The following is a 24,775-nucleotide window of genomic DNA, read 5'->3' as shown; positions in this document are numbered from 1 at the left end:
CTCCACGGCAAGCGGCAGAACGTGCGGTAAAATTACTTATCGATTGTGACGGTTTATGCAGCCATTAGGGGTAGGTTTTGCATCTGGCATAGCTCTAGCACGGGGTGCGTATCCTCGTAGGACAGTTCTTGAACGGCGGAAGGGAGATTATGATTCAGTTCCACATCCAACCAGATAGCGAAATTCCTGCGTCAACCCAACTTTTTAACCAAATTAGTTTTGCGATCGCCGCTCGCCAGTTTCCGCCAGGGTATCGTCTGCCCAGCACGCGACAATTAGCCATGCAAACTGGGTTGCACCGTAATACGATCAGCAAGGTCTATGAACGCCTTGAAGCCGCCGGTCTGGTTGTTCCCCAAGTGGGTTCCGGCATTTATGTGCGCGCCCTTGGCCAAGAAGAAACCCGCCCCCGGCAGCGGCGACCCGCAGTGGTGCCCGTTCACCGCATTGTCCAAGAAAGTATGGACACGCTTCTGGGCATGGGCTACTCCCTCGGCCAAATTCGGGAGCTATTCTTAGCAGAAATTGATGCCCGCCAGAAAGCGGGAGTGCGGGTTATTGTCACCGTCCCCCGCCATGACCAAGGGGCAGGGGAGTTAATTGTGCAGGAGCTACAACAACTGCTGCCTATCCCTGTGGAGTTAGTGTTTCTAGAGGAACTGGATACGGCATTGCAACCGGAGAATACCGCAACCCTAGTTACCGTTCGCTATTTTGCCAGCATGACGGAAGCCATTACCCGCGACAAGGATGTGCGCGTGTTCTTCATTGACATCTATAGCTATCAGCGGGAGCTTGAGGTGGTGCGGCAATTGCCCAAGGGATCCTGCCTTGGCTTGGTCAGCCTCAGTTCCGGCACCCTCGGCGTGGCGGAGGTGATGATTCATAGCCTTCGCGGTGAAGAGCTACTGCTGGTCACTGCCCAAGTCAACGATAGCTATAAATTGAATGCCCTTGTCCACCGTGCGCATACGATCATTAGCGATCGCGCCAGCGGGGATCGCGTCAAGGAAGCCATTGCTGCTGCCCGGAATGATTTGATTCGTATTCCACGCCTGATCTGCTGTGAGAGTTACATTGATCCACGATCCGTGGAGTTGCTCAAACGGGAAATTGGCTTAACTGAGGATTTAACACTGCAAGCCAAAGCGTCTTGAAAGCAACCGTAGCCCCCACAGCTTGGATCGGGCTGTTACTCGAGGGTGTTCAGGCTGTGGGTCAATTGCAAGGCCGTTGCTTGATCTTGCATAGCATCAAGTTGCATGTTCGTAAGATACCCTAGGCCAGCGGCCAAAACACAGTAAAGAATGCCTAAAGCACTGAGTTTAGACCAGTGAAGACTCATAAAACGTAGCATAATTCCAACCCCTCGTTACCACATGAGACACCAAAAGCGTAACCAATACGGGATTTCAGGCTACCCTAGGTCAGGCATCGCTACCCGCGACCGCACGTCGTTTGGGTATCAGGCAGCCCCTAAATGGAAAACACCAAAAATTACTTCTAATTCTAGCGATCGCTCTCAGGGAGTGGGCGCAAACGTTACAATTGTTCAACTTGAGCTGAATTAACAGCCACAGGAAACTGCTGCCTCGGTGTTCAAATGGCTTTTCAAAATTGCACTCGAAATACCAATGCTTGGGTAGGAATCTGAGCATCAAAATCATTGTCGCCAATGATCCATAGCGATCGCGATCCATCGGCAAAGGGATATCCCAAGGCCATCCCTTCAAGATTGGTTAATGGTATTCCCAAGGTCGTCAAGTCTAGGATTAAGCGTTTGCGCACCGGCTGCAGCGATGGTAAATCTACAGGCAATATGGCCATGCCGAGGGTATCGGTGGCTCCCGCAAGGGACATTTCAAAGAGTTTGATGCCATAGCCATTCTGGGGGCTGTAGGTGCGCTCCAAGCTGAGAAAATGGCCACCATTATCCAGTGCCAGCAGCTCCACCAAGCCATTGGCAATTGACCCCGCTGGAGCCGGATCAAGGGGGTACACATGCTCCGCTAACAGCACTGGCAGCACATCCCCCCGCAAATAGTGCAGCAGCCGACAATAGATTGGCTGATTGGGGCGAAGGTCTTGGCTAAGGGCAGACTCGACCCCGACAAAGAGGCGATCGCCCGTCGGGGAGAGGGTGAGTGCCTCAAAACCAAGATTATTACGAATGCCCTTTTGCCCTGTCTCCTCTGGTAAATAATAGGCCGGAATCGGTAACGCCCGCTCTTGCTGACCGTTTAGGACAAACTCCTTAATCCACGGCAAACTGCTCGTGGCAGTCACCCCTTCACTACTGATCATCAGACGACCGTCAGGGGTAAGGCCAATCCCCTCCGTATCCGCCGTATTGGCAGGATACAGATCACCGTTGGCCTGCGTCAAAAAGGTCACGAACTTTGGCTCAATGGCTCCCTCGTAGGTAGAAACCGCTGACGGCAAGGAGAGCGCCAGCCCATAAAAGCGTGGCTGCTGGCGATCGTCGCTAATGGCATAAAACTGCTGTTGCTGGGGGTCATAGGTCAACCCTGATATCCCCCCCACCACAGTACCGTCAACGAGGGTACCCGCAGGCAGGCTAAGTTCGCCACGGTACTCAACAGTAACATTCAAAAAGAGCCGATCTTCAGCCCGCACCTGGGGCAATGCACACCCCCACAGCAGACTGACCAAAAGGACGCAACCAATACAACCTAGCCAAAAGCGCGGCAAGGGCATGAGCTTGTCCTAGCGATTTCCCGCTTGGTTGCTGCCCCCTTGCTGTTGCACCGCAAACTGGATCGCATCAGGGGTTTGAATCAGTTGAATTTGCCCCGCCACCGGATCATTACTCGAGAGCATCGTCGAGACCAAGCTGTCTAGCATAATCACCCGAATGCCTGTATCCCGCGCAAGCTCGGGTCGTTTCTGCCGCGCTTGATCCACCTCTCGTTGCAGTTGAGCATTATCAAAGTAAAAGGGAATAAACCGCTGCGTGCGGGTTTGGCCATTTTCCCGCACCTGAGCTTCCACTGCAATTGGGTTGCCAGTCTTGGTATCGGCTAAAAAGAATAACGGTGTTCCCCCAGCAAACGGCTGCCCATTCTTGGTGAGAATACGCCCATCCCGCTCGACCAGATCACCACTTTTTTTGAGCATATCCACAGCGGCTTGAAGTTGCTGACTGGAGGGAATAATATCCACCCCGACCGCAGGGTTCTTTTGGCTTTCAATCGCAATTTTCAGAGCGCCACTGAGCGCTGCTGCTGAAACTCGCGCGACACGACCCACGTCCGGTTGCTGGGTCTTGATGGTATTGAGTGCCGTTTGAGCATCCTGTTGATTAATAAAGAAAGTAAACACCTGAACTTTTTTACTTTGATCCTGAGGATTAGGAATCTCAAAGGTGAGGGGTTCCCCTTTATCGTTGGTAATCATGAAAACGGGAACATTATTTAAAATCCGCAGCACTTGTTCTTCGGGCAAGGCAGTGGCCACGTGGTAACCGCCCATGGCTGGTGCCAGCCACAAACTACTCATCAGCCCTGCCAAAACGCCCAAGCGTGCTAATGTTTTCATACTGTCTCCTATTGGTTTAGTTCAATCTTGGTCTTACCCCTCATTAGAGGAATACAGGGAGCGGTGGCACGGTTCATTCCTCGACAACTCCAACGTTAGCCCTGCCAGCAGCAGGGAATGACTACAAGATGGTATCGAGCCAGACCAGAGACTATGCAGCGGCAATGCTCTAGGAGAGCGAATTAGGTATTTATGCATACTCATATCGCTACGCTTACCCACCCTAAGCTAATTTGACGCGATTCACAAGGGGCGAGTTTTTTATTTGATCATTGAAAAATACCCTGATAAGGCCAGTAGGATGGTTTCAGCGTCACCTGATGCTCCCTGCCCTTAGGCTGCAACCGGGTTTTTGACCTCTGCGAGTAGCTCGTGGAGTTCTGCCCCCTCAACAACCTCTTTTTCAAGGAGTACCTTAGCAATTCGTTCTAGGAGATCGCGGTTTGCCTTTAGGATCTCTAGAGCCTGCTGATGAGCCGTTTCCACAATATCTTTGACTTCCCGGTCAATGGCTCGGGCTGTTTCCTCACTGACAGTACGCAGCATTGCCCCGTTCCCAAGAAAGTTGGCCCGCTGCTCTTCAAAGGCAAGGGGACCTAATACTTTACTCATGCCATAGCTACGAACCATGCGCTCGGCGAGGTCGGTGGCACGTTGGAGATCGTTGGCTGCTCCAGTTGTCACACTGCCAAAGATAATTTCTTCTGCCGATCGCCCCCCCAGCAGTGTAGCAATTTGACCGCGAAGCTCTTTCTCGTCGAGTAAGAACCGGTCTTCCGTCGGCAGCTGTAAGGTATAGCCCAAGGCTGCCATCCCCCGCGGCACAATAGAGATTTTTTCAACCCGACCACTCCCCGGCAAGACATAGCCCACCAAGGCATGCCCCACTTCATGGTAGGCAACAATTTCTTTTTCTTTGTCACTGAGGACGCGACTTTTCTTCTCTAAGCCCGCAACAATGCGTTCAATGGCTTCAGCAAAGTCCTGTTGCTCAACATATTCGCGGTGATTGCGAGCCGCCAGCAAGGCAGCTTCATTCACTAGGTTGGCCAAGTCTGCCCCCGCAAAGCCCGGTGTCCGGGTGGCAATAGCCCGTAGATCAACACTGGGGGATAATTTGACTTTTTTGGCATGGATTTTGAGAATTGCTTCCCGGCCACTGAGATCGGGGCGATCGACGAGTACTTGACGATCAAAGCGACCCGGGCGCAGCAACGCTGGGTCTAAGCTTTCAGGTCGGTTCGTTGCCGCCAGCACAATGACCGTCGCCTCCGCAGCATTAAAGCCATCCATTTCTGTTAGTAACTGGTTGAGGGTTTGCTCGCGCTCATCGTTGCCACCATAGAAACCGCTGCTGGAGCGGGACTTACCAATGGCATCCAGTTCATCAATGAAGACAATACAAGGGGCTTGTTTCTTGGCCTGCTCAAACAAATCCCGCACCCGCGCTGACCCCACACCCACAAATAATTCCACAAATTCAGAGCCAGAAATCGAGAAAAAGGGTACATTAGCCTCCCCCGCAACGGCTTTGGCCAACAGGGTTTTACCCGTTCCCGGTGGTCCTACCAGCAATACCCCCTTGGGAATCCGGGCACCAATCTGGATGTAGCGCTGGGGATTTTTGAGGAAATCAACGATTTCCACCAGTTCTGTTTTTGCCTCTTCAACACCCGCCACATCGTCGAAGCCAATCTTGACGTTATCCCCCTGTACATAGACTTTGGCGCGACTTTTGCTGATGGAGAGCACACCTTGGGCACCTCCCCCCGCTTGCCGATTGGCAAAAAACTGAAAAATTAGCACAAACACAATTGGTGGAATCACCCACCCCAAGATGTTAAAAATCCAGTTGTTTTTTGGTGGCGGTGCAGCAGCAAATTCTACCCCTTGAGACTCTAGAAGTTTTGGCAGTTCTAAATCAAAGATGGGTGTGGTGGACAAAACTTGGGGTGGCTTGTCTCCCTCAGGCTTTAATTGGTAGAGAATCTCGTTTTGACTAACGTAGGCGCGTTGCACCTCCCCTTCTTGGACCTGATGGATGAACATGCTGTAGGGCACTTGGGGAGGGCGCGGTGAAAATAGTTGTGGGAAGAACAGATTAATCAATAAAAAACCAAACCCCAGTAGGAGCAGTACATTGCCAATCCAACGGCTACGGGGAACTTCGGGAGAGTTTTTGATGGCCATAGTACTTATCTTTTACGGTTCTATTACCGATCATGGTGACACTGTTCTGCTACAAAGGGCAAGGCTAGGTCATCTCCCTTCTTTGCAGGACTACCGAGGGAACATACGCCCTAAAGACTAGCTTGCGGGCAGGCTACGCGCCAACCGCTTCCTTGGCCGCATAGAGTACCTCCACGGTGATCTCGGTGATGCCCTGCTCCCTGGCAAATTTTTCGGTGTTGCGCTTGACTTTACCGCGAACAAATCCGGGGATTTTATTCAGTTCCGCTAAGCCATCCGTTGTCCAAGTCAAATCTGTTGCTGCCGACAAGCCTTTATGAATCACTTCTTTGGTGTCGTGACCGCCAAAGATTTCTAAGAGGTGGTCTTCCATGCCGAGGGTAAAGGAGTTATAAATTAAGTCCACCAGTTGATTGGTGCCTTCGTACCCCAAAAAGGGACGATAGCCCACTGGAAAGTCCTGAATATGGATGGGCGCGGCAATGACTCCGCAGGGAATATTGAGGCGTTTGCCAACGTGGCGTTCCATTTGGGTGCCAAAGATGGCAGCCGGTTCAACGCGGGCAATGGCATCACCCACAACGGTGTGGTCGTCGGTAATCAGCACCTCGTCGCACAGGCCAGTCACTTCTGTGCGAAACCAGTCGGCATCGTACTTGCAGTAGGTGCCTGCCCACACCACATGAATTCCCATTTCTCGGGTCAGGATTTTGGTCATGGCAGCCGCATGGGTGTTGTCCCCAAAGACGACGGCTTTTTTGCCGGTGAGATTTTGGCAGTCAATGGAGCGAGAAAACCAAGCAGCTTGGGAAACGTCACGGGTCTGGTGCTCAATCAGGGGTTCATAGTTGACATCTGCCCCTTGCTCGTTGAGGACGGATTGGATGGCGCGAATGCAGCGAGCGGTTTCTATCACGCCCATCGGTGTGATGGTGACGCTGGGCATCCCAAATTCATTGGCAAGGTACTGGGCACTGAGGCCGCCAATTTCTCGGTAGGGCACAAGGTTAAACCAGGCCTGAGGCAGCCGCGCTAAGTCGTGTACCGAGGCACCGGCTGGCAGGACAAGGTTCACTTGAATCCCCAAATCGGCCATGAGGTGTTTGAGTTCGCGGCAGTCGTGCTGGTTGTGGAAGCCTAGGGTGGTGAGGCCAATAATATTAACGCTGGGGGTTGGGGTTTTGGTTGTGCTGAGGGTACCCTGACGGCGGGCTTTTTCGATATAGAACTGAACAATCTGATCGAGGGTGCGATCGGCGGCTTGGAGTTCATTGACGCGGTAGTGGTTAACATCCGCCAAAATGACATCGGCAGTGGTACTCAGGCTGGCGCGCTGGACAAAGTTTTGTAGGTCTTCTTGAAGAATGCTGGAGGTACAGGTGGGGGTTAAAACAATTAAATCAGGATGCTCTTCGCTGTCTTTGCGGGTAATGTTATCGACGACTTTTTCTTGGGAGCCGCGGGCTAAGACGTGGCGATCTACGATACTGGCGGTAACGGGGGTAAAGTCGCGCTCCCGCTCGAGCATGGATCGCATGACGTTGAAGTAGTCGTCACCAAGGGGGGCGTGCATAATGCCATGGACGTTCTGAAATGAACTGGCAATGCGGAGGGTGCCGATGTGAGCAGGCCCAGCGTACATCCAGTAGGCAAGTTTCATAGGTGACAGTCCTTGGTGTGAGGGTAGGCAGGGGCAACGAGCCTCTGACTAGCGATCGTAACAGTGACGTTTTCGTCCGCTGCAAAACTTAGCAAAAGTTTGGAGGAATGGGGGGGTGCAGCTTAACATACAAACATCATTTCCCCACTGTCTCCTAGAATTGATAGAGATTTGTTGCCACTAAGGACACCCCAGCATGGTTGCTTGTGAATTTAGTCCCGGTCTTGACGGTATTCCCGTTGCCCAATCGGCTATTAGCTATGTGGATGGCCAAGCGGGTATTCTTGAATATCGCGGTGTCCCTATTGAAGAACTGGCGGAAAAAAGTACGTTTCTGGAAACCTCTTTCCTGTTGATCTGGGGGTATTGGCCGACTCAGGAGGAGTTGGCGGCGTTTGAGCACGATATCACCTACCATCGCCGCGTTAAGTACCGCATCCGCGATATGATGAAGTGTTTTCCAGATAGTGGCCACCCGATGGATGCGCTGCAAGCCTCAGCAGGAGCTTTAGGGCTGTTTTACTCGCGGCGAGCACTGGATGATCCGGCCTATATCCGCGCGGCAGTCATTCGTCTGTTAGCTAAAATCCCAACGATGGTGGCAGCTTTCCAGCTGATCCGCAAGGGAAATGACCCGGTGATGCCCTGCGATGAGCTAGATTATGCGGCTAATTTTCTCTACATGCTCAATGAGCAACGGCCTGATCCGTTTGCGGCGCGGGTGTTTGACATCTGCTTAATTCTGCATGCTGAGCATACGATGAATGCCTCAACCTTTTCGGCGCGGGTGACGGCTTCAACCCTCACCGATCCATACGCTGTGGTGGCATCGGCGGTGGGTACGCTGGCAGGGCCGTTGCATGGGGGGGCAAATGAGGATGTGATCAATATGCTTGAGGAAATTGGCAGTGTTGAGAATGTCCGTCCCTATGTGCAAAAGTGTGTGGACAATAAAATTAAAATTGCTGGCTTTGGCCATCGTGTCTATAAGGTGAAGGATCCGCGGGCAACGATTTTACAAAAGTTAGCGGAGCAGTTGTTTGATAAGTTTGGTGGCGATCGCTACTACGAGATTGCCCTGAAGCTGGAGGAGGTGGTGGGCGAGTACCTGAGCTATAAGGGGATTTATCCCAATGTGGACTTTTACTCTGGCTTGGTCTATCGTCGCCTCGGGATTCCCAGTGATTTGTTTACGCCGGTGTTTGCGATCGCCCGGGTGGCTGGCTGGCTAGCTCACTGGAAAGAACAATTGGAAACTAATCGCATCTACCGTCCCACCCAAATCTATACCGGTGCCCATCAGCAGGCCTACGTGCCCATGGCAGAGCGAGCATCACGTTAGCTGCTCTAGAAAGGCCACTACCCCCGCCCAGTCCGCCGTTTGCTGGGGATAGGTGATCACTGGCCGCTGCAAGGTGATGAGAGTGACCCCTAGCTCTTGCGCGAGTTCCTGTTTGATCTGTTCACTCTCGGTGCCCGAGGCTTTGGTGACAACCGTGGTAATCTGCCAGTGCTGCCAGAGGGCGCGCTCTAGCTCCCGCGAAACCGGTGGAAATATGGCCACCAGTTGCTGCCGCGCAAACCCCGCTTCTAGGGCAAGGTTTAGGGCATTAGGGGTGGGTAAAATGCGCGCAAACAGGGTGGCGCTTTTTTGTAAAGGGGCAAACGCAGCAAGGAGTTGGCTGCCAATGGTCAGCAGCACCCGCTCACCCACAAGGGAATGGCTCTGGATCAAGGTTTCGACATCGATACAGTTGGGTCGCTCAAGGCTGTAATCGGGACGTTCAAATCGTAGGTAGGGGAGGTGCAAGTCCCGGCTCAGCCCCATGGCTAGGGTGGAAATCGCTGTGGCAAAGGGATGGGAGGCATCCACAATTGCCTGAACCTGTTGCTGCTGAACCAACTGCCGAGCTGTGTCTGGCGTTAAGCGCTCCCCATGGCAGATGAGGCGGGGATGCGGGGGGTATAGGGTACACGCCTCGTCGGTGGTGACGGTTACCCAGCAGGTATAACCAGCCTTGAGCAGGTTGTTGGCCAACCAGCGGCTGTCACTGGTGCCACCAATCAGCCAAATGCACGTGGCCACTCTAACTCAGTAAGGCGCGACGAAAGTTTTCGCGGTAAGAGGCATTGAGTAACAGAGGTAACCACAGGGCACTGAGCAGAAAACGCGATTGACTATAGTAAGTGCGATCAAAGCGTTGCCAAAAGCGAATTGCAATAAACAGATAAAGGGCGATCGCCCCGACTGTGAGCATAGTTCCCATAGACACTCAGCCTTTGCGACGTTACCACTTCCACATTACCGGATTGCTGGGGTCGAGGGTGGCGATCACTGGCTGGCTCAGATCATCGAGCATCTCTAGAATTGAGGGATCGAGGCTCAGTTCCGCTGCCTTGAGATTTTCGAGCACCTGCTCTGGATGGCGAGCACCCACAATGGCACAGGTTTGCGGTTGATGCAATAGCCATGCCAAGGCTAAGTTACCGACCGTTGTGCCAAGACTGGCCGCAATGGGTTTCATCAGTTCAATGGCTTCAAGGGCACGGGCATAGGTTTCCCCTTGGAACAGTTGATTTTTGGCACGGTTGTCCTCAGGAGCAAAGCGGTGCTCGGCACCGAAACGCCCGGTCAGTAACCCTTGGGCTAGGGCGGAGTAAGCCAAGATAGTAATGTCGTGCTCAATACAAAAGGGCACTAATTCCGTCTCTGCCCAGCGCCAAAAGAGAGAGTAAGGTGGTTGAACACTGTCAATGCGGCCATACTGCATGGCTTCAAGGAGTTGGGCACGGGAAAAGTTAGATACCCCAATTGCTCGAATTTTGCCCGCTTGCTGTAGCTCCACCATGGCTTGCATGGTTTCACTAATGGGCACAACTTCAGTGCCAAAGGAACCTGAGGGCCAGTGAATTTGATAAAGGTCAATGTAGTCAGTGTTCAGGTTGCGTAGCGATCGCTCACAGGCAGCAATCACCTCTGGGTAGCGCAGATGATTGGCAAAAACCTTGGTGGCATACACACAGCGATCGCGCAAATCGCCAACCGCAGCAGCCACGATCTGCTCCGAGTGACCATCCCCATACACCTCTGCGGTATCAATGGTGGTCATCCCCGCCTCAACCGCAGCACGAATCGCGCGGATGGACTCTTGGTCGTCAATGCCGACCCACCAGCGTTTACCGGCTTGCCACGTGCCCAGAATCAGGGGCGTGATCTGCAGGTTTGTGCGACCAAGAAGACGGGTTTGCATAAGCATTAGCAAGGAACCGTAGGAGAATTATTGATTGAATTCACAACAATGCAGTTACGCCCTTGGCGTTTGGCATCGTAAAGCGCCTTATCCGCAGCATTAAACAACTCTAGGGGGGAAGCGACCCCAAGGGGGATGAGGGAAGCCACACCGAAACTGAGGGTCACACAGTGGCTCACCTGCGAATGTTCATGGACAATGTGGCACTGTTGAAGGGCGTGCTGTATCTGACGGCAAATCAGCTCTGCGCCGCTAAGGTCAGTATGAGGCAACACTATCACAAACTCTTCACCGCCGTAGCGAGCCACACAATCCCGCGGGCGTTGCACTGTCTGCTGCAGCACTTGTGCTACTTGTTGAAGACACAGATCCCCAGCATGGTGCCCATAGTGATCATTGTAGGCTTTGAAATAATCCACATCCGCCAGAATCAGAGACAGGAACTGGCGATCGCGAACGGTCACGAGCCACTCTTGGCGTAGGTAAGCATCAAAATAACGCCGATTGGGCAACTCAGTGAGGGGATCGGTCACCGACAAGTGCATCAACTCCTTATTGGCTGCTTGTAGCTCTGCGGTACGGGCAGCAATGATGGCTGCTTGCTCATTCACAACCCGCTCTAGTTCAATATTGGCCTGCCGCAGTTGCTCATTGAGGAGTTGTAGGCGATAGTTTTGCTCGTCTAGCTTCCGATCTTGGAGGTAACTATGCACAGCCTCTAACACCGTTACCTTTAAGTCTTCAGGAGTCCACGGCTTTGCCATGTAACGATAGAGTTTTGCCAGCTTGAGAGCATTGCCCACAGCTTCTAGGTTGGCTTGGCCGGTGAGCATAATTTTTAGAGTATTGGGAGACATCTGATGCATCCGTGCCAATAATTCATCCCCTTTGATATTGGGCATGATATAGTCCGACAGCACAAGCGCAATTTCGTGATCGTCTTCCTGAAGCTCGCTCATCAGAGCAAGAGCATCCTCGCCATCTTCTGCCGTTTCAATGAGACAGTCTTCACCCAAGGCTCGCCGCAGCTCAATGCGCAAACTTTCCAATACGGCTGGTTCATCATCCACACAAATGACAACTGGCTTGCGTTTGGGTGCTTCAGAAGGGAAGAGGGCTGGGCTATCCAAGGTAGTCTTCCAAGGGGGCAAAAACAGGGGGTTAAGGAATTGAGACGGAATTTTATTTACAATAACCTATGCACCCAGAAATGATCCGGTGCTCCGAGAACTCAGTTAGCCATCTCAAGAGAACGTTCTAAAAACTTCAAGGAAAGCGCTAGCTACAGTTGTAACATACTCCCCGCTGTTGCGCTGCCTCGCTTGTTGCCCTATTCCTATGTGGGACAATTAGGCACTCACATCCCGCTTTGCTCTGCCATAATGGCTAGCACTGTAATAATAATGTAAACTGCTGATCCCAGAAACCCCAACCCAAAGGCAATCCATGTGAATAGTTTGGCTTTGTTGGATGCATCGAGCGCACCGGCGCGATCGCCGGCGGCCAATTTGGAATTCACCTGTGCAGCAAAGATAATAGCGACAACACCAAAGGGTAAGCAGCAGCAAACTGTCGAAAGAATCGCTGGTATTAAATAGTTAGGAATATTATCTTCAGAAGAGGTCATTACCAAGGTCCTTAAAATAAGTTTATGATTGCTGCGGTAACTTAATAGAGACGCATGATCCCCTGCTAAATTGCCAAGCACAGGCTACCTTATTTCCTTAAACAAAGCAATAGTGTGAAGACCTACAGGGTTTTCAAATAGCTCAGCAGGTCGGCCATATCTTGGGGTTGAGCTTGGAACTTTGGCATGGGGGGTGTTTCACCACTTACAATCTGATGAATAAGCTGCGGTTGCGATCGCCGCCGACTAATTTGAATCAGGGTTGGCCCGACTTGCCCTTTTCCCTCCAGCCCGTGGCAGCCTGCGCAATTCATGATATAAATTTGCTCCCCCCGCTTGACATCCGCCACTAGCGATCGCACTGATTGCACGTAGGGATCCGTTAAGGGCAGTAGTAGAGCTACGCCCCAGCAACCGAGCACTGTCAGCAGAATGGCCAACGGGAGTACCCACCGCCATAGGCTTGAACCAGACGCTACTGTGCTGACTAAACGCATTATATGGATTGGGAAAAGTTAAAAAATGTTTATTATTGTTGCACTTTGCATTCTAAACCGTAATGAGAAGCAGGTTCAAGGCATTGGCACCTATCCTGCCCCAAATTTCCGGCTGCTAGTACTCATTTCAGTGAGTGCTGGCCTAGGTTGGGTAGCAGCCATCTAGGCTCACCCCTAAAAAGCGATCTAAGAGCCGGTAGCGCCAGAAGGTGCGCAACATCAGCACCCATAGGATGACAATCAGGACTGTTCCGGCCCATAACTGCCACGACATCGGCTCCAGCTCCATCAGCGATCGCAGGCGGGGGGAGACATTCATACCGATAAATAGTGCCAGTAGAGCCACCACAACACCAACATAGCGCCAGTTCCCCACTAAGGGGGCGCCACCCACCCATACAGGATGGGGAGGTTTCAGGAACAAGACCAAGCAAAGGGATGCCAAGAGGAGGGTGGTCACCAATGCTGTGCGGGCGATCGCGATGCTGTGCTGAATATCGCCAATGACCTCTTGACGGTTTAATAAGGCTGAGCCAAACCCACTCTGGAACAGTGCCATGAGGGGAGTTAGCTCTCGTGCCAATACACCGAGGTACACGAAAATTGCCAATAAAGCCAAGCTGAGGGTAGCAGGGACAACAAAGTGCAAGAGCGAACGAATCAGGGAACGGTAGGGACGCGGCCCCGGCACGGCCCAGAAGGCGACCGCTAAGGTGGGTAACCCCACACCCCACAGGGTTAACAGGGTGTTGTGCTTAATTAGCAGCGGAAAGGCGCGTCCCGCCATGACGGTGACTAGGGACAGTAAACTAAAACTCAGCACCCGCACTAAAAACAGCTTGGTGACATCCTGAATGCCGTTGTAAATGCGCTGACCTTCGCGAAAGGCTTCCGGCAGGGCGGCAAAGGAATCCTTCAGTAGCACAATATCCGCCACATTGCGGGTAATGGCGCTGCCGCTTTCCATGGCGATACCCACGTTGGCCTGCTTCAGAGAGAGGACATCGTTGACCCCATCGCCAATCATGGCGACTTGGTGTCCCTGTGCGCGCAAACGGCTGACCAGTTGCGCTTTTTGATTAGGGGTAATGCGCCCAAAAACCGTGGCGTTAACCGCCATCTGATCAAAGCTTGGCTCATCCAGTCGCGCTAATTCTTGGCCGGAGACCGCGATCGCCTCAGGGTCTAGCCCCACCTGTTTGCCGAGAGCAACAACGGTATCCGCATGATCGCCGGAAATAATTTTGATGCGAATCCCCGCCGCCTGAAACCGCTCTAGCACCTCCTTAGACTGAGGCCGCAGGCGATCGCCCACCCAAATCACAGCTAAGGGGCTGAGGTTGGCAGGCAGCAATGGTGCGTCGTTTTGGGCATCCCATTGCGGGAGTGCTGGGCTGTGGGCGAATAACAAAACCCGTAGCCCCTGCTCTCTGCCTTCGTGCAGGTACGCCTCTATTTCGGGATAACTCTGAGCACCCTCTAACAGCACATCCGGCGCGCCTAAAATATAAGCGCCGCTCTCATCCCATGCCGCGGCACTCCACTTATAAGCTGAAGAAAAGGGAATTTCGCAGCGTAAGGGGCAGGGGTTCCCCCCAAAGCCTCACACAGGGCCGTCACGGTACGGTTGGGGGCACTCACACTGGCGGCTAGGGTTGCTAGCTGCTGCTGGGTATTGGCCGGTGCATGGGCTAACAGGTGAATGCTGTGTAACTCAAGGGTATTGGCGGTTAGGGTACCTGTTTTATCCAGACAAAGAATATCAATACTGCTGAGGGACTCAATGGCATTCACTTGCTGTACTAGCACATCTGCGCGGGAAATGCGAATGGCCCCCAACGCATAGGTGAGGGTAATGGTTAGGTACAAGCCAACCGGGACTAAGCCCGCGACCACCGCTGCGGTTTGCACACTCATGGGTAGGGTGGTTAAGCGTACTAACAGAGATAGCAGCACTAATAACCACAGAAAAATAGCGAGCGCCAGAATCACCCGAATAATTAGGTTGATTTCCTGTTGTAGAGGGGTGAGCTTACGGTGATGGGTTTTCGCAGCCGCGGTAAGCTGTTGCGCCGTACTGGCACTGCCCACCTGCTCAGCCACATAGGCTGCTGCCCCCCGCACGCAAAAGCTGCCGGAGTAGAGGCGATCGCCAGCTTGCTTCGGAATTAAGTCTGACTCGCCCGTCAGTAACGATTCATCAACGTGGATGCTGCCGCTGCCTACCACGGTGCCGTCCGCCACGACCTGATCGCCTGGCTCCAGCAGCACAATATCCCCCACAACCACCTCCGCTGGGTCAATGACTTGATTGTGGCGATCGCGCCGCACCTTCACCCGGGGTCGAGTCAACACGCTAATGGCATCCAGTTGGCGTTTGGCACGAATTTCTTGGACGATACTGATAATGGCATTCAAGAACACCACCAAAACAATAGCGATGACATCCCCTGGCCGTCCTAGCCCCAGTAAGATCACACTAATAAAGGCAAACACCCCATTAATAAAGGTGAAAAGATTTTCCAAGAAAATCTCGCGATAGGTACGATGACTCTCATTCACCTGTCGATTGCTCTGACCCTGTGCTTGCCGCTTAGCCACCTCAGCAGCGGTTAACCCAGTTAGGTCGTCCATGGTCTAAACATCTGCTGACTTGACCACCAACACCGAGCAGGCAGCATCCGCCACAACCGCACTACTCACGGAGCCTTGCACCACTCGCCGCACTCCCGTTAAGCCCCGACTGCCTAAAACAATCAGGTCAGCACTGTAGATATTGGCCAGTCGTAAAATTTCCTCCACTGGCTCGCCGGTCACAATTTCGATCTCTGAGTCACACGGAAGCCTGCCCTGGAACTGCTTTAAGTGTTGCTCAATACTGCGATAGGTGCCGATCTGCGGATTCGGTGAGGGGCGATCGGCACTCACCCCAAAGCCAGACTCCGTAGGGGAAATCACATGACTTAAAATAACGTGGGCATCAGGGTCTAAGTTCAATTGATCAACCGCTTTCATCACCTGCTGTGCTAAATCACTGGTATCAAGTGCCACCAGAATCGTTTTGAACATTACCCGTTGACTCACTGCCTGTGCTTTCCTAGTCTGCCATAAGACACCAGCCGCCGTAAGCCACGTGCCGATAGGGTTTCTTTACAAAACTTAAAGATAAGCTAAAGCACAGAGCAATCCTCCAAAGCAAGACGCCTAGTGCATCAAGGGGTTTCCCAAGAGAGATCAATTATGAGAACGCTGAAAAAGCTCCCCCGATTCACCTTGATATTTCGTAAGAATTCCGCTATCACGTTAATATAGTTCTCCCGCAGTAAACACTGATGGGAACCTAAGCCTACCGCTAGCCCTTGCCATACGTAATAGGTAAAAGCGCCTAATAATGTTGTGGCAAGGTTAATGGTTGGATTTTAATTTATAAGCCAAATTAACAGGATGCTGGGGCGATCGCTCCCTTTGGGGGTGACAATAGCAATACCAGCAACTGTCATCTTCTAAATCTGGCATCTAAATATCTGCAAGAGGATTTAATTCCATGACAATAGCAATCGGACGTGCGCCAGCGGAGCGAGGATGGTTCGACATTCTCGACGACTGGCTCAAGCGCGACAGATTTGTGTTTGTGGGCTGGTCAGGCATCCTGCTGTTTCCCTGTGCCTACCTTGCCCTGGGTGGTTGGCTGACCGGCACCACCTTTGTAACCTCGTGGTACACCCACGGCTTAGCCTCCAGCTACTTGGAAGGCTGTAACTTCCTGACCGTGGCAGTCTCGACCCCGGCCAACAGTATGGGACACTCCCTGCTGCTGCTGTGGGGACCCGAAGCCCAAGGGGACTTTACCCGCTGGTGTCAACTGGGAGGCCTGTGGACGTTTATTGCCCTCCATGGTGCCTTTGGCCTCATTGGCTTTATGCTGCGGCAGTTTGAAATTGCCCGCTTGGTTGGCATTCGCCCCTACAACGCCATTGCCTTTAGTGCGCCGATTGCCGTATTTGTGAGTGTCTTTTTGATTTACCCACTGGGGCAGTCGGGCTGGTTCTTTGCGCCTAGTTTTGGGGTAGCGGCGATTTTCCGGTTCTTGCTATTCTTCCAAGGGTTCCACAACTGGACCTTGAACCCCTTCCACATGATGGGGGTTGCCGGGGTGCTGGGGGGTGCCCTACTGTGTGCCATTCACGGTGCGACGGTTGAAAATACCCTGTTCCAGGATGGGGAAGGGGCCAGTACCTTCCGTGCCTTTACCCCCACCCAGTCGGAAGAGACCTACTCGATGGTGACGGCGAACCGGTTCTGGAGCCAAATTTTTGGGATTGCCTTCTCGAACAAGCGCTGGCTACACTTCTTTATGTTGTTTGTGCCAGTGACAGGTCTGTGGATGAGTGCGATTGGGGTGGTAGGGTTAGCGGTGAACCTGCGCTCCTACGACTTCATTTCGCAAGAGATTCGTGCGGCTGAAGACCCTGAGTTTGAGACGTTCTACACCAAGAACATTCTGTTGAACGAAGGGATTCGGGCGTGGATGGCGCCGCAAGACCAACCCCATGAAAACCTAGTCTTCCCCGAAGAGGTACTCCCCCGTGGTAACGCTCTCTAGTAATTCTATTTTTGCCACCAACCGCGACCAAGAATCCTCAGGGTTCGCGTGGTGGGCTGGGAATGCCCGCCTGATTAACCTGTCTGGTAAGCTTCTGGGTGCCCACGTTGCCCATGCTGGCCTCATGGTGTTCTGGGCAGGTGCTATGACCTTGTTTGAAACGGCTCATTTCATCCCTGAAAAGCCGATGTATGAGCAAGGCTTAATCCTACTGCCCCACATTGCGACCCTCGGCTGGGGCGTAGGCCCCGGCGGTGAAGTCGTCGATACCTTCCCCTTCTTTGTGGTGGGGGTGGTTCACCTAATTTCCTCCGCTGTCTTGGGCTTGGGTGGTGTTTATCACGCCATTCGTGGTCCCGAAACCTTAGAGGAGTACTCCTCCTTCTTTGGGTATGACTGGAAAGACAAGAACAAAATGACGACGATCCTAGGATTTCACCTGATCGTCCTTGGCATTGGCGCCCTCCTACTGGTGGCGAAGGCCATGTTCTTTGGGGGGCTGTACGACACTTGGGCACCCGGTGGTGGCGATGTGCGGGTGATTACCAACCCCACCCTTGATCCCACGGTGATTTTTGGCTATCTGCTCAAGTCTCCCTTTGGCGGTGATGGCTGGATCGTCAGCGTCAATAACCTTGAGGATGTGGTCGGTGGTCACATTTGGATTGGTTTGATCTGTATTTTTGGTGGTATCTGGCACATTCTCACCAAGCCCTTTGGTTGGGCACGCCGTGCCTTTATCTGGTCCGGTGAGGCTTACCTCTCCTATAGCTTGGGTGCCCTCTCGATGATGGGCTTTATTGCCACCTGCTTTGTTTGGTTCAACAACACGGTGTATCCCAGCGAGTTCTATGGCCCCACAGGCCCTGAAGCCTCGCAAGCCCAAGCGATGACGTTTCTGATCCGTGACCAAAAGCTAGGGGCAAACGTTGGTTCGGCTCAAGGCCCAACTGGTTTAGGTAAATACCTGATGCGATCGCCCACAGGTGAAATCATCTTTGGTGGCGAAACCATGCGCTTCTGGGATTTCCGTGGCCCGTGGCTAGAGCCGCTGCGTGGGCCGAATGGTCTTGACCTGAACAAGATCAAAAATGACATTCAGCCATGGCAAGCTCGCCGTGCTGCTGAGTACATGACCCATGCACCCTTGGGTTCCTTGAACTCTGTGGGAGGGGTAGCCACCGAAATTAACTCGGTGAACTTTGTGTCACCCCGTTCGTGGTTGGCCACATCTCACTTTGTACTGGCCTTCTTCTTCTTAGTTGGTCATCTGTGGCATGCAGGACGTGCCCGCGCTGCTGCGGCAGGGTTCGAGAAAGGCATTGATCGCGAAACTGAACCCGTGCTGACGATGCCAAGCCTTGACTAGTCGCTAAGGCTAAATATCACAACCATGTCTAAGGCTCCCATTTAGATGGGAGTCTTTTTATTTTTGACCGTTTAAGAGCACAAATCCGAGCGATCAGTTTGCGTGACACGCAGATAGGATGGCGCGATCGCCAGAACTGACGTGATCAAGGCTGTAAAAACTAAACAGATCAACGTGGGCTGGATAGGTTTCGTCATCGTAGGTGGCCTCTACAGTGACATCAAGTTGCTGATCACCAACAGTTCCTACAAAACAATCAAAGGAAGAGTTGGGTAGGTAAAATGCACCACGAACTTGTTGATTCGAGACTTCAAAGACTATATAGCCATGCCCCGTCTGGTGGGGCTGGGGAGATTCACCAAAAAGATAGATACCGTCTGCTAACTGGGTAGGCTGGTTTTGCCGAGCAATTAAGCTGACGGGTTGGGCGATCGCCCCCCCTGCAAAAAGCGTGACAACACCAACCAAAACAGACAATTGCCGACCAAACAACCGCACTGAAAACATTGCTGGACCTACCTGAGACGAGGTAAATGAATGGTCAACGGTCATACCAGAGCTTTCGACAGCGAATTGTAGCGAAGCGTGGTGTGATAGCGCTGATACCTTGATCGTGACAGATTTTAGCTGATCGCTCTACTGAACTGTGACAGTAGTGGCACAGGCACAGATGAACGATTAAATTGGCTACACTAGCTGGGATTTTGCTGGCTACGAGCGTGGGCGATCGCCTCGCGCAGATGCTGTAATGCCAACGCTAGGCGAGCTTCAGGAGCAACAGGAATCAACCCTTGGGCGGTCATTTCATGAATTTCAAAATGGAGGTGTGGACCGGTGGAGTTTCCCGTACTACCCACCAAGCCAACGACCTCCCCCTGCTTAACCCACTGCCCCGGATTGACAAATAGCTGCGACAGATGCGCGTACAGGGTTTCATGCTGATCCGGCGGGTGTCGCAGAATGACCGTGAGGCCGTAGCCCCCTAACCGGTTGGATTCAACGACTCGGCCATCAAATACTGCAAGGACGGGTGTTCCTTCAGGGGCAGCTAAATCAGTGCCAGAGTGAAACCGGCGATCGCCAAAGATAGGATGCACACGCCAGCCAAACGAAGAGGTAATGGGGGCAGCAAAGGGCAGCGGAAACAGCATTTGCCGATTATTAAAATTCAGCCAACGCAGCGGATTGGCTCCTGGAAAGGGTTGGCGGACGTAAGTGGTTGTTGCCCTCGGTTGTGATGCGTGTGATACGCTACGGATCGGCGGATAGGAGTGATGGGTCGGGTAACTGGCAATTGTGGCAGGGGTAGCAGGGGCGATCGCTGGGGCACATAGAGAGGCGGGAAGTTCCTCAGCGCCATGGAGCGTTGCTTGGCAGCCGGTGGAACGCTCTTGCAGCACAACGGGCAAGGGGCGAGCAGGCAGCAAATTTTCGAGGGGTTCACTGCCCGCCGGCGGGTCCACCGGTTCCGTTGAAAACACAAGGGGGTCACTGTCCACCGCTTCGACAGGATTGATGAGGGTTGGTGCAGGGGAACTGTCTTCAGAAACTGCTAAGGGAGGCTCAGCATAGCTGCTGCCCATCCCTGCTGCCAGCAACCCAACGGTTAACCCCATTGCCAGTAATCGGAATTCCATGACGTTAATATCCCCTTCACGCCCAGTTATCCCCAAAATTTTAGCTTAAGCAGCGGGATGCTGGTGTTTAGGGTGTCGCGGACATCCACATCCTGTGGGGTCGTTGGCTCTCTTAGGGTGGCCCATGCCCCACCAAGATCAAAGCCTGCTGCGTAGGATAGAAGTAGGCGCACTGGTGTTGTCCTATGGCTGCCTTTTTACAATTCCGGGGTCACTTACTGCTTCTTCTGGTGCTACTGGGGGTGGGGGGGCTAGCACGGTCGGTGATGGCGCAGAATGAGTCCCAGCAGTTACGGGACATTATGCAACGCCTTGACTCACTGCAGCAGCGCTACACGACGGCGGTGAGTGAGTTGGATGTGATTCGCCAAACCTCCTTTGGTGCCGATAGTGGGAATGTTATTGCCCTAACGAACTCAATTGAACAATTACAGCGGCAGGGAAACTATACCGCTGCGATCGCCCCGTCTCAGGAATTAGTGGCGATTGCTGAGCGGGTGTTAGGGCCGACGCATCCGACCGTAGCCGCCACCCTAAACAATTTGGCCGTCCTCTATAAAGAATTGGGCAACTTTAGCGCTGCTGTGCCGCTGTACCAACGCAGCCTCAGCATTCAGGAACAGGCACTGGGGGCGCGCCATCCCGATGTGGCCACCAGTCTGAATAACCTAGCGAATCTTTTTAGTGATCAGGGCAATTATGGGGAGGCGCTTCCCCTCTATCAGCGCAGCCTCAGCATTCGCGAGCAGGCACTGGGTGCCAATCACCCCGATGTGGGGGTTAGCCTGCATAACTTAGCAGTGATGTACCATCTCCAAGGCAATCTGGCGGCGGCTCTACCCCTGTATCAGCGCAGCATTGCCGTGGTAGAGTCCACCCTTGGCGCAGATCATCCCCTTGTGGCCACGCTGCTCAATAACTTGGCTGAACTTTACCGGGCACAGGGCAACTATGGTGCGGCTTTACCCCTGTATCAGCGGAGTCTGGGTCTGCGCGAACGTGTCCTTGGCCAAGATCATCCCGATGTAGCCACCAGTCTCAACAATTTGGCAGAACTCTACCGTAGCCAAAATAACTATAGCGCCGCACTGCCGCTGTACCAACGCAGCATTGCTCTGCGGCAGCGCACCCTAGGGAATGAGCATCCTTATTTGGCCTTGAGTTTGGCGAATCTGGCCAAAGCTTACTGGGCACAAGGCAACATACCGGAGGCTCTAGCCACCCTGACGCGCTCCCTTGAGATTGAAGAAACTAACCTTGCTCGTAATTTAGTGGTGGGTTCCGAAGCCTATAAACGCAACTATCTCAGCACCTTCCAAGACTCAACGAATACCGCCATCTCCTTCCACCTGCAAGGCAATCCCCAGAATCCAACAGCGGCAACGCTGGCCTTAACCACTATTTTGCGTCGCAAGGGGCGGTTACTGGATGTGCTGGCACAAACCACCAGCCGCTTGCGCCATCAACTGGATGCTGCTGGCCAACAGCAACTGGAGGAACTCATCCGGCTGCGCACCCAGATTGCCAGCCTCACCTTTATGCGCGATCGCCCAGCGCCCAGCAGTCAAATTAGCCAACTGGAGCAGCGTGCCAGCCAGCTTGAAGCCCAACTCACCAGCCAAAATGCTAATTTCCGTGTCGAAGTGACCCCTGTCACCCTAGCGGCCGTTCAGCAAGCCATTCCTGCCGATGCGGTTTTGCTGGAATTTATCCAGTACGTGCCCTACAATCCCAAAACCAATCGCTGGGATGCACCTCGCTATGCCGTTTATGGCCTTAAAGCCACCGGTGCACCGCAGTGGCGAGATTTAGGCACCGTTGCTGAGGTGGATAGGGTCGTCAATGCCGCGCGATCGCGGGTGGCGGATCCGCGCTTGACTCCCAACATTGTCAAGCCCCCTCTCAAGGCGGCCTACGAGACCTTGCTAGCACCGCTGGAACCATTCATTGGCGGCAGTACCCACCTCCTCATCGCCCCTGATGGTCAGTTAAATACTCTCCCCTTTGAAGCCCTAGTCAATCGCCAAGATCGCTACTTGCTGGAATCCTACACTGTGACTCTCCTCACCTCGGGTCGGGATTTGCTGCGGCTACAACAGCGCGGGCGATCGCCCAGCCCCCCCTTAGTGGTGGGGAACCCTGCCTTTGGCCAGAGCCGCCCTAGCCCACAGCAGAGCAGTAGCAGCCGCTCCTTGGATCTGCGCAGCCTCACCTTTAACGAGCTACCGGGAACTGCGACCGAAGTCAAAACCCTCAGCAACCTATTGCCCCAAGCGCAAGTGCTCACCGGCAGCAATGCCACAGAGACGGCCATCAAGCAAGCGAATCGTCCCCGCATTTTGCATTTGGCCACCCACGGCTTTTTTCTAGAGAGTCCTGCTGTCAGTTCTCAGGGTTTACAGAACACACGGGGCTTGAATGCCTACGCACCCTTTGGGGGTGAGAATCCGCTGTTGCGCTCTGGCTTGGCCATGGCTGGCTTCAATCAACGCCAAAGCGGTAGTGATGATGGCGTGCTCACGGCTCTAGAAGTGACCGGTCTTAACCTAGAGGGCACAGAACTCGTGGTGATGTCTGCCTGTGATACGGGGCGGGGCGACATTTTTAATGGCGATGGGGTCTATGGGTTGCGGCGTGCCTTTACCCTTGCCGGAGCACGCACTCAAGTTAGTTCCCTGTGGAAGGTGGACGACACCACAACCCAACAGTTAATGACAGCCTTTTACCAGAACTTAGCAGCCGGAAAGAGCCGCAGTGAGGCATTGCGACAAGCCCAGCTCAGCTTAATGCAAGACAGTAGCAGGCAAATTCCCTACTTTTGGGCAGCGTTTGTAACCAGTGGCGAGTGGCGATCGCTCCCCTAGCGGTTGATCTCCCGCAAAATACAGCGCAGATTATCCCAAGTGCTGATATAAACCAAATTGTCAATCTGCCAGCGATCGCCCGTCTTTTTCATGATCACCTTAATGGGCACGGGGGTTCCCCGCCGCCCCCGTAGCCCAGCAATAACATCAATATCCACGTCAGCGCTGCGCGGATCTGTGGTGGAGGGGGTCACCTTGCGTACTTGCATCCCCAGAGTGCTCACCTGAGTGTAGGAAAAGGGGTCAAAGTCTAGCCATGCCCCATCTTGGGGTTGTTTGCGAAACGCTGCCGTTAGCTGCTGATACAACTCCGGTGTGAAGTGGTGTTGTTGCTGCCGCAGTTGTTGGCGACTCTGGTCTTGATGTTGCACCAGCCATTGATAGAACTGTGTAACCACAGCCTGAGGGGGAGGGTTGGCGATCGCCACCGTTATGGGTGAGATCACCAGTCCCGCTGCAATGCCTAGTCCCAAGCCAGCCCGCATTAGGCCAGTCCCACCAGTTTCTCACTCAGTTCCCAGAGGCGGCGGGCTTTTTGCTCATCACTGCCTTCCGCCGAAAGCTCCTGAACAAAGGCTTGGCGACCCGCTTTTTGGCGATTGCCCCAACTCCAGTGCACACCCGACTGCCGAAATCCCGGATCTGCCACCACCATCGCTAAGCGTTCCCCTGCCAACTCTTGGGTGACATAGCCCCCGGTGATATTTTTCTGGAACAGGGGAAAGAGCTTCTGAAAGAGGGGAAAATGATGACGGAACAAGGGCGTATCGGCTACACAGCCAGGATAAAGCGAGTTAAAGATAATCCCGGTGGACTCATGGAAGCGACGATGCAGCTCCCGCGTGGTCAGCATATTACAGAGCTTACTATCCTTGTAGGCTTTACCCGATTTGAAAGGCTTGCCATTAATCATCGAAATGGGGGCTTTGAACCCCTTCTCAAAGCCTTCTAGGTTCCCCAGATCGGGGGGAGCCGGAATCGGAATTTTGCCCCCCAACTCCTTGCGGTTGGCCGTAACCGTACCCAAGATAATCAGGCGTTTATCGCTTTCGGGAGACTGTTGTAAATCGCTCAGGAGTAAATTACACAGGAGGAAGTGCCCCAGATGGTTGGTGGCCACCGTTACTTCATAGCCATCAACGCTGTAGATTGGCTCTTTCAGCAGTGGATAGTACACTGCTGCATTGCAAACCAACGCCCGCAGCGGCCGATTCAGAGCGCGAAACGACTCGACAAATCCGCGCACACTGGCTAGAGAAGCGAGATCCAGATGCAGCAGAGTATAGGCATCACTGGGGAGATTGAGATCCTGCGCCGCCCGTGCTGCTTTTTCAAGATTACGGCAGGCCATGACAACGTGCCAGCCCTTGGCGGTTAAGGCTTTGGTTCCGTACAGTCCAACGCCAGAGGAGGCACCTGTAATAATAACGGTAGGGCGTGGCTGATCACTCATAGGTCTTGCGGGGTACGTGCTGTAACATCGCTATTGATCCTGCCACAGAAGCGATCGCCCCCTAGG

The 24,775-nt window shown here is 53.3% G+C and carries 25 protein-coding genes; 6 read left to right on the top strand and 19 right to left on the bottom strand.

Features of this window, described 5'->3' with window-relative positions; translation table 11 throughout:
• Positions 1 to 149 precede the first annotated feature (149 nt).
• Positions 150 to 1,157 carry a GntR family transcriptional regulator gene (locus tag BRW62_RS11830; protein ID WP_198406038.1) on the top strand — a complete coding sequence of 336 codons (1,008 nt, stop codon included), beginning with the start codon at positions 150 to 152 and terminating at the stop codon, positions 1,155 to 1,157.
• Positions 1,158 to 1,192: 35 nt separating this feature from the next.
• Here the strand turns inward: BRW62_RS11830 and BRW62_RS13170 are convergent, their stop codons facing one another.
• The 5 genes from BRW62_RS13170 to bchB all read right to left on the bottom strand — a co-directional run bounded on the left by BRW62_RS13170 (position 1,193) and on the right by bchB (position 7,408).
• Complete coding sequence (locus BRW62_RS13170; protein WP_227517415.1) at positions 1,193 to 1,357, bottom strand: hypothetical protein; 165 nt, start codon at positions 1,355 to 1,357, stop codon at positions 1,193 to 1,195.
• 254 nt (positions 1,358 to 1,611) lie between these two features.
• Positions 1,612 to 2,718, bottom strand: coding sequence for an esterase-like activity of phytase family protein (locus BRW62_RS11825; protein ID WP_099799588.1), 1,107 nt, complete (start codon positions 2,716 to 2,718; stop codon positions 1,612 to 1,614).
• A gap of 9 nt (positions 2,719 to 2,727) precedes the next feature.
• Positions 2,728 to 3,558 (bottom strand): Tic22 family protein, encoded by an 831-nt coding sequence (locus BRW62_RS11820; protein WP_099799587.1) that lies wholly within the window; start codon positions 3,556 to 3,558, stop codon positions 2,728 to 2,730.
• Positions 3,559 to 3,891: 333 nt separating this feature from the next.
• Positions 3,892 to 5,748, bottom strand: a complete 1,857-nt coding sequence (gene ftsH4, locus BRW62_RS11815) for an ATP-dependent zinc metalloprotease FtsH (RefSeq protein ID WP_099799586.1) — start codon at positions 5,746 to 5,748, stop codon at positions 3,892 to 3,894.
• A gap of 133 nt (positions 5,749 to 5,881) precedes the next feature.
• Positions 5,882 to 7,408 carry a ferredoxin:protochlorophyllide reductase (ATP-dependent) subunit B gene (gene bchB, locus BRW62_RS11810; protein WP_099799585.1) on the bottom strand — a complete coding sequence of 509 codons (1,527 nt, stop codon included), beginning with the start codon at positions 7,406 to 7,408 and terminating at the stop codon, positions 5,882 to 5,884.
• 196 nt (positions 7,409 to 7,604) lie between these two features.
• Between bchB and BRW62_RS11805 the strand changes: the two genes are divergently transcribed.
• Positions 7,605 to 8,750 carry a citrate synthase gene (locus tag BRW62_RS11805; RefSeq protein ID WP_099799584.1) on the top strand — a complete coding sequence of 382 codons (1,146 nt, stop codon included), beginning with the start codon at positions 7,605 to 7,607 and terminating at the stop codon, positions 8,748 to 8,750.
• Here BRW62_RS11805 and BRW62_RS11800 read toward each other — a convergent pair.
• The 6 genes from BRW62_RS11800 to BRW62_RS11775 all read right to left on the bottom strand — a co-directional run bounded on the left by BRW62_RS11800 (position 8,742) and on the right by BRW62_RS11775 (position 12,783).
• Positions 8,742 to 9,494, bottom strand: a complete 753-nt coding sequence (locus tag BRW62_RS11800) for a cobalt-precorrin-6A reductase (RefSeq protein ID WP_099799583.1) — start codon at positions 9,492 to 9,494, stop codon at positions 8,742 to 8,744. The genes BRW62_RS11805 and BRW62_RS11800 overlap by 9 nt on opposite strands.
• A gap of 1 nt (position 9,495) precedes the next feature.
• Positions 9,496 to 9,675, bottom strand: a complete 180-nt coding sequence (locus tag BRW62_RS11795) for a hypothetical protein (protein WP_099799582.1) — start codon at positions 9,673 to 9,675, stop codon at positions 9,496 to 9,498.
• A 21-nt stretch (positions 9,676 to 9,696) separates the two neighbouring features.
• The gene (locus BRW62_RS11790; RefSeq protein ID WP_099799949.1) at positions 9,697 to 10,659 is read right to left on the bottom strand and encodes an aldo/keto reductase; all 963 of its coding nucleotides are present in this window, start codon (positions 10,657 to 10,659) and stop codon (positions 9,697 to 9,699) included.
• A gap of 5 nt (positions 10,660 to 10,664) precedes the next feature.
• The gene (locus BRW62_RS11785; RefSeq protein ID WP_099799581.1) at positions 10,665 to 11,789 is read right to left on the bottom strand and encodes a GGDEF domain-containing response regulator; all 1,125 of its coding nucleotides are present in this window, start codon (positions 11,787 to 11,789) and stop codon (positions 10,665 to 10,667) included.
• A 227-nt stretch (positions 11,790 to 12,016) separates the two neighbouring features.
• Positions 12,017 to 12,286, bottom strand: a complete 270-nt coding sequence (locus BRW62_RS11780; RefSeq protein ID WP_099799580.1) for a CD225/dispanin family protein — start codon at positions 12,284 to 12,286, stop codon at positions 12,017 to 12,019.
• A gap of 122 nt (positions 12,287 to 12,408) precedes the next feature.
• Positions 12,409 to 12,783, bottom strand: coding sequence for a c-type cytochrome (locus BRW62_RS11775; protein ID WP_099799579.1), 375 nt, complete (start codon positions 12,781 to 12,783; stop codon positions 12,409 to 12,411).
• A gap of 25 nt (positions 12,784 to 12,808) precedes the next feature.
• Between BRW62_RS11775 and BRW62_RS13165 the strand changes: the two genes are divergently transcribed.
• The gene (locus tag BRW62_RS13165; protein WP_157768367.1) at positions 12,809 to 12,949 is read left to right on the top strand and encodes a hypothetical protein; all 141 of its coding nucleotides are present in this window, start codon (positions 12,809 to 12,811) and stop codon (positions 12,947 to 12,949) included.
• Here the strand turns inward: BRW62_RS13165 and BRW62_RS14205 are convergent.
• Genes BRW62_RS14205 through BRW62_RS11765 form a run of 3 tightly spaced genes read right to left on the bottom strand, consistent with a single transcriptional unit; the run spans position 12,926 to position 15,852 of the window.
• On the bottom strand, positions 12,926 to 14,272 hold the full coding sequence (locus BRW62_RS14205) for an HAD-IC family P-type ATPase (protein WP_237269106.1): 1,347 nt from the start codon (positions 14,270 to 14,272) through the stop codon (positions 12,926 to 12,928). The two genes, BRW62_RS13165 and BRW62_RS14205, sit on opposite strands and share 24 nt — an antisense overlap.
• Before the next feature lie 11 nt (positions 14,273 to 14,283).
• On the bottom strand, positions 14,284 to 15,417 hold the full coding sequence (locus tag BRW62_RS14200) for an HAD-IC family P-type ATPase (protein WP_227517414.1): 1,134 nt from the start codon (positions 15,415 to 15,417) through the stop codon (positions 14,284 to 14,286).
• A gap of 3 nt (positions 15,418 to 15,420) precedes the next feature.
• Positions 15,421 to 15,852, bottom strand: a complete 432-nt coding sequence (locus BRW62_RS11765) for a universal stress protein (protein ID WP_099799578.1) — start codon at positions 15,850 to 15,852, stop codon at positions 15,421 to 15,423.
• A gap of 475 nt (positions 15,853 to 16,327) precedes the next feature.
• Between BRW62_RS11765 and psbD the strand changes: the two genes are divergently transcribed.
• A complete protein-coding gene (psbD, locus tag BRW62_RS11760; protein WP_099799577.1) occupies positions 16,328 to 17,386 on the top strand; it encodes a photosystem II D2 protein (photosystem q(a) protein) in 1,059 nt (352 codons plus the stop codon).
• Positions 17,370 to 18,755 (top strand): photosystem II reaction center protein CP43, encoded by a 1,386-nt coding sequence (psbC, locus tag BRW62_RS11755; protein ID WP_099799576.1) that lies wholly within the window; start codon positions 17,370 to 17,372, stop codon positions 18,753 to 18,755. The genes psbD and psbC overlap by 17 nt, the downstream gene beginning before the upstream one ends.
• Before the next feature lie 93 nt (positions 18,756 to 18,848).
• On the opposite strand, the gene BRW62_RS11750 is transcribed toward psbC, so the two are convergent.
• The 3 genes from BRW62_RS11750 to BRW62_RS13160 form a co-directional block, all read right to left on the bottom strand.
• Positions 18,849 to 19,262, bottom strand: coding sequence for a hypothetical protein (locus BRW62_RS11750; RefSeq protein WP_099799575.1), 414 nt, complete (start codon positions 19,260 to 19,262; stop codon positions 18,849 to 18,851).
• A 185-nt stretch (positions 19,263 to 19,447) separates the two neighbouring features.
• Complete coding sequence (locus BRW62_RS11745) at positions 19,448 to 20,392, bottom strand: M23 family metallopeptidase (protein ID WP_099799574.1); 945 nt, start codon at positions 20,390 to 20,392, stop codon at positions 19,448 to 19,450.
• A gap of 26 nt (positions 20,393 to 20,418) precedes the next feature.
• Entirely contained in the window at positions 20,419 to 20,565 is a 147-nt protein-coding gene (locus BRW62_RS13160; RefSeq protein WP_157768366.1) for a hypothetical protein, read from the bottom strand.
• Between the two features lie 12 nt (positions 20,566 to 20,577).
• Here BRW62_RS13160 and BRW62_RS11740 point away from each other — a divergent pair, with 12 nt between their 5' ends.
• Positions 20,578 to 23,256, top strand: a complete 2,679-nt coding sequence (locus BRW62_RS11740; RefSeq protein WP_099799573.1) for a CHAT domain-containing tetratricopeptide repeat protein — start codon at positions 20,578 to 20,580, stop codon at positions 23,254 to 23,256.
• On the opposite strand, the gene BRW62_RS11735 is transcribed toward BRW62_RS11740, so the two are convergent.
• Entirely contained in the window at positions 23,253 to 23,741 is a 489-nt protein-coding gene (locus BRW62_RS11735) for a DUF3828 domain-containing protein (RefSeq protein WP_099799572.1), read from the bottom strand. The two genes, BRW62_RS11740 and BRW62_RS11735, sit on opposite strands and share 4 nt — an antisense overlap.
• Positions 23,741 to 24,709: a protochlorophyllide reductase gene (locus tag BRW62_RS11730; RefSeq protein ID WP_099799571.1), complete on the bottom strand. Its 969-nt coding sequence runs from the start codon at positions 24,707 to 24,709 to the stop codon at positions 23,741 to 23,743. The genes BRW62_RS11735 and BRW62_RS11730 overlap by 1 nt, the downstream gene beginning before the upstream one ends.
• Positions 24,710 to 24,775 lie beyond the last annotated feature (66 nt).

Origin of the sequence: Thermostichus lividus PCC 6715 (assembly GCF_002754935.1) — a bacterium.
GTDB classification, from domain to species: Bacteria; Cyanobacteriota; Cyanobacteriia; order Thermosynechococcales; family Thermosynechococcaceae; genus Thermosynechococcus; species Thermosynechococcus lividus.
The sequence above is the reverse complement of the archived record's forward strand: the minus strand, read 5'-3'. Positions and strand labels throughout refer to the sequence as shown.

Coding starts and splice junctions, on each gene's coding strand:
- BRW62_RS11830 (WP_198406038.1), top strand. CDS start 150: ATGATTCAGTTCCACATCCAACCAGATAGCGAAATTCCTGCGTCAACC.
- BRW62_RS13170 (WP_227517415.1), bottom strand. CDS start 1,357: ATGCTACGTTTTATGAGTCTTCACTGGTCTAAACTCAGTGCTTTAGGC.
- BRW62_RS11825 (WP_099799588.1), bottom strand. CDS start 2,718: ATGCCCTTGCCGCGCTTTTGGCTAGGTTGTATTGGTTGCGTCCTTTTG.
- BRW62_RS11820 (WP_099799587.1), bottom strand. CDS start 3,558: ATGAAAACATTAGCACGCTTGGGCGTTTTGGCAGGGCTGATGAGTAGT.
- ftsH4 (WP_099799586.1), bottom strand. CDS start 5,748: ATGGCCATCAAAAACTCTCCCGAAGTTCCCCGTAGCCGTTGGATTGGC.
- bchB (WP_099799585.1), bottom strand. CDS start 7,408: ATGAAACTTGCCTACTGGATGTACGCTGGGCCTGCTCACATCGGCACC.
- BRW62_RS11805 (WP_099799584.1), top strand. CDS start 7,605: ATGGTTGCTTGTGAATTTAGTCCCGGTCTTGACGGTATTCCCGTTGCC.
- BRW62_RS11795 (WP_099799582.1), bottom strand. CDS start 9,675: ATGGGAACTATGCTCACAGTCGGGGCGATCGCCCTTTATCTGTTTATT.
- BRW62_RS11790 (WP_099799949.1), bottom strand. CDS start 10,659: ATGCAAACCCGTCTTCTTGGTCGCACAAACCTGCAGATCACGCCCCTG.
- BRW62_RS11780 (WP_099799580.1), bottom strand. CDS start 12,286: ATGACCTCTTCTGAAGATAATATTCCTAACTATTTAATACCAGCGATT.
- BRW62_RS11775 (WP_099799579.1), bottom strand. CDS start 12,783: ATGCGTTTAGTCAGCACAGTAGCGTCTGGTTCAAGCCTATGGCGGTGG.
- BRW62_RS13165 (WP_157768367.1), top strand. CDS start 12,809: ATGTTTATTATTGTTGCACTTTGCATTCTAAACCGTAATGAGAAGCAG.
- BRW62_RS14200 (WP_227517414.1), bottom strand. CDS start 15,417: ATGGACGACCTAACTGGGTTAACCGCTGCTGAGGTGGCTAAGCGGCAA.
- BRW62_RS11765 (WP_099799578.1), bottom strand. CDS start 15,852: ATGTTCAAAACGATTCTGGTGGCACTTGATACCAGTGATTTAGCACAG.
- psbD (WP_099799577.1), top strand. CDS start 16,328: ATGACAATAGCAATCGGACGTGCGCCAGCGGAGCGAGGATGGTTCGAC.
- BRW62_RS11750 (WP_099799575.1), bottom strand. CDS start 19,262: ATGTTTTCAGTGCGGTTGTTTGGTCGGCAATTGTCTGTTTTGGTTGGT.
- BRW62_RS11745 (WP_099799574.1), bottom strand. CDS start 20,392: ATGGAATTCCGATTACTGGCAATGGGGTTAACCGTTGGGTTGCTGGCA.
- BRW62_RS11740 (WP_099799573.1), top strand. CDS start 20,578: ATGGCTGCCTTTTTACAATTCCGGGGTCACTTACTGCTTCTTCTGGTG.
- BRW62_RS11735 (WP_099799572.1), bottom strand. CDS start 23,741: ATGCGGGCTGGCTTGGGACTAGGCATTGCAGCGGGACTGGTGATCTCA.
- BRW62_RS11730 (WP_099799571.1), bottom strand. CDS start 24,709: ATGAGTGATCAGCCACGCCCTACCGTTATTATTACAGGTGCCTCCTCT.